The following is a 3,012-nucleotide window of genomic DNA, read 5'->3' as shown; positions in this document are numbered from 1 at the left end:
GATGAGAATGAAGTAGGCAGGATTTATTTGAATTTCTCAGATCCATGGCCGAAGGATCGCCATGCTAAACGTCGTTTGACTTCCAAGGAATACTGGGCACGATATGATCGGATTCTCTGCCCGGAGGGACGTGTGATCTTCAAGACAGACAATCGTCCGTTATTTGATTTTTCACTGGAGCAGGTGGAAGTGGCCGGCTGGCAGCTGGACAACTATACGTTTGACCTGCATCACAGTGAATATGCGGAAGGCAACGTTATGACTGAATATGAGGAGCGCTTTACAGCCAAGGGCAATCCAATTTGTCGTCTGGTGGCACACAGAGATCCGCAAAAAAAAGGATAGAGCGCAGAAAACAGACCTTAGACGGATTTGTGAAACATTCAGGATTTTTCGAAAACATATAAAATTCCCCTCTTCACAGCAGGCACGTTCGCACTGCCTAACACTGTCAGCGGTACATAAGATGCCAAAGGACGGCATCTAAGTACCGGACGTGTTAGGAGCACCTGCTGTGAAGAGGGGAATTTCTATATGTTTACCCGAGAATTGAGTGTTTCACAAATCCTGTTTCATGAAGTTTTTGACTGCACGCTTTGGATTTGAAGCGCTAGGTGCTGGATAATGTTTAGAAGAAGATAATGTTTCGAAAACGATATTTCAGATTGCGGCATAAGATAGTAATAGGAAATTTGAATTCCGAAGGGGGATGCATGGCTTCTTTTAAGCAAAAAATGTCGAATAAGGCAGTGCTGTTTGCTTATGACCATAAACAAATTTCGAAGCGCGGGAAACGGTTGGGGGATTCTTATAAAGAAGTGAAAAAGACAATTGAAAATATTGGCAAGGATAAAACACGCTAAAAGTTGTTGTTTCATATAAGAGACATCTTTTGATATGACTTTGTATAAGATACAGAGAAAATATCAAAGGATGTCTCTTTTTTTGATTTCTTGGATTTTGAGAAAATGCAGAGAATAAAAATCTGAAAAAATTAGAAAATATCTATTGACAATCTCTGAAAATGGGAATATAATAACCTCAACATCACGGAAACTAAGAAAATTAGATAAGACATTCTTCAAATGTAAGAATGAATGTGAGAAAGAGTGTCTGAGAATAACAGAACTCAATGCGGAAAACCTGTTTCTGGAAATTCGAGAATACAGTTGGAATTCCGGGCTGGGGCTGCCGTGATGCTGACATGGCAAATATCCGGATCTTTGCACGAAACTTTATATATGACAGAACAAAAGAAAAAGGAGAAAGAACAATGAGTAAAGAATTAATGAATACCACAGAGATGAAAGAAGTTATTTCAAAAAGAACGGCCTGCATGAAGGTGTTTGAACATGCGGACCACCGTTTTACAGCGGCCATTTACGGCACACCGGTCCATTACATGAAGGACGGTCATTGGGAAGAGATCGACAACCGCCTGGAAGCGGCAGCTGATGAAGTGCCGGCTGATGCGGATGATATGGAAAATATTTCAGGGGCCTTCAGAGTCCGTCTGTCCAACAAGGTGAAGAAAAAGCAGATGGTTTCACTGGGAGAGGGCAGCAGAAAGCTCACATGGGGTTTTGTGGATGCCAATTCCGTGAAACGCCAGATTTTAAAGGAAACGGAGGAGCAGCAGCCGGATAGTGCCGGTGCGTTGGAGCATACGGCAGACAGTGAAAAGGACCCCACAGCGGCCTATGCCGTCAGACATTTAAAGAGCCGCATCCTTTATCCGGAAGCCTTCCATGGTGTAGATATCCGTTACACCATCGGCCCGGAAAGCCTGAAAGAGGATCTGGTCTTAAAGCAGGCAGACGCAGTGCATGCTTTCACATGGCGCTATGCTCCGGGTGGGTTAAAGGCCAGACAGGAAGGTGCGGATATCGTTTTTGAGGATGCAGGGGACAGGGAAGTTTACAGACTGTCTGCACCGTATATGACGGATGCCGCAGGGGAAGTGAGCCACGGCCTGACACTGACCCTGACAGATGACGGCGGAGAGAAGAACAAGGAGGCGTATGTGAGACTGGAAGCGGATGCGGGATGGCTTGCGGCAGAAGAAAGAGTGTATCCGGTGGTCATCGATCCGGTGGTGACAACAGATGTGGCCAGGGATAAGATCCAGGACTGCCATGTCTCTTCTTTCTACAATACAGACAATTTTTACAACAGCCATATCCTGAAGACAGGCAGGGCGGACGGTTCCGTCCTCAGAAGCTACCTGAAGTTCACCCTTCCGCAGCTCAACAAAGCTTCTGAGATGGTGACATCCGCCTGGTATGTGGCCATCAGACGCCCGGGCGGTTCAGACCAGCGCCGCATTGATATCCACCGTGTGACAAAGGACTGGAACAGTAAGACTGTCACATGGGACAACAAACCGTCTTACGACCCGAAAGTGGCCGATTATATCGCTTTTTCAGGTTCTGGACTGACAAGACTGGTCTTTGATATCACAGGTGTGGTAAAAGACTGGTATGCGGATGGGAAGAACTACGGCCTGATGATGAAAGAGCATGGGGAGGAAGAAGGTACGTATAACGAATACATTTCATCTGATGACAATCTGGATGATAATGCGGCCACACGTCCCCAGATCATGATCCAGTACGTAAGCTGCGAGGGCCTGGAGGATTTCTGGACGTATCACCAGCATGATATCGGCAGGGCCGGTACAGGCTATGTGAATGATTATAACGGCAGCCAGATCCTGGTGCATCCGACTTATGCCCTTTCCGGCAGCCGCGCGCCTATCAGCCTGAGCCATGTGTTCAACAGCAGTGAACAGGGGGCGGATATCGGTTACGGCAAAGGCTTCCGTCTGAACTACCACCAGACCATGACGGCGAAGAAGATCGGAAGTACAGACTATTACTGCCAGACTGACGGTGACGGTACGAGAAGATATTTTGCCAAGGATACAACAGACAGCAAGTGGAAGGATGAGCTGGATCAGACCCGTATCCTGACACTGGATTCATCCAACAGATATACCGTGACGGATAAGGA

At 46.7% G+C, this 3,012-nt stretch carries 3 protein-coding genes; all 3 read left to right on the top strand.

Translation table 11 applies throughout. The annotated features are described in order from the left end of the window. On the top strand, positions 1-345 hold a 345-nt coding region (gene trmB, locus WMO25_RS16685; protein WP_435384322.1), incomplete at its 5' end, for a tRNA (guanine(46)-N(7))-methyltransferase TrmB. A 368-nt stretch (positions 346-713) separates the two neighbouring features. Beyond that, a complete protein-coding gene (locus tag WMO25_RS16680) occupies positions 714-863 on the top strand; it encodes a hypothetical protein (protein ID WP_253058773.1) in 150 nt (49 codons plus the stop codon). Positions 864-1,273: 410 nt separating this feature from the next. Continuing rightward, positions 1,274-3,012: DNRLRE domain-containing protein (locus tag WMO25_RS16675; RefSeq protein WP_349086283.1), on the top strand; the 1,739-nt coding region annotated here is incomplete at its 3' end.

This window comes from Coprococcus intestinihominis (assembly GCF_040096555.1).
In the GTDB taxonomy this organism is placed as follows: Bacteria; Bacillota; Clostridia; order Lachnospirales; family Lachnospiraceae; genus Coprococcus_A; species Coprococcus_A intestinihominis.
The sequence above is the reverse complement of the archived record's forward strand: the minus strand, read 5'-3'. Positions and strand labels throughout refer to the sequence as shown.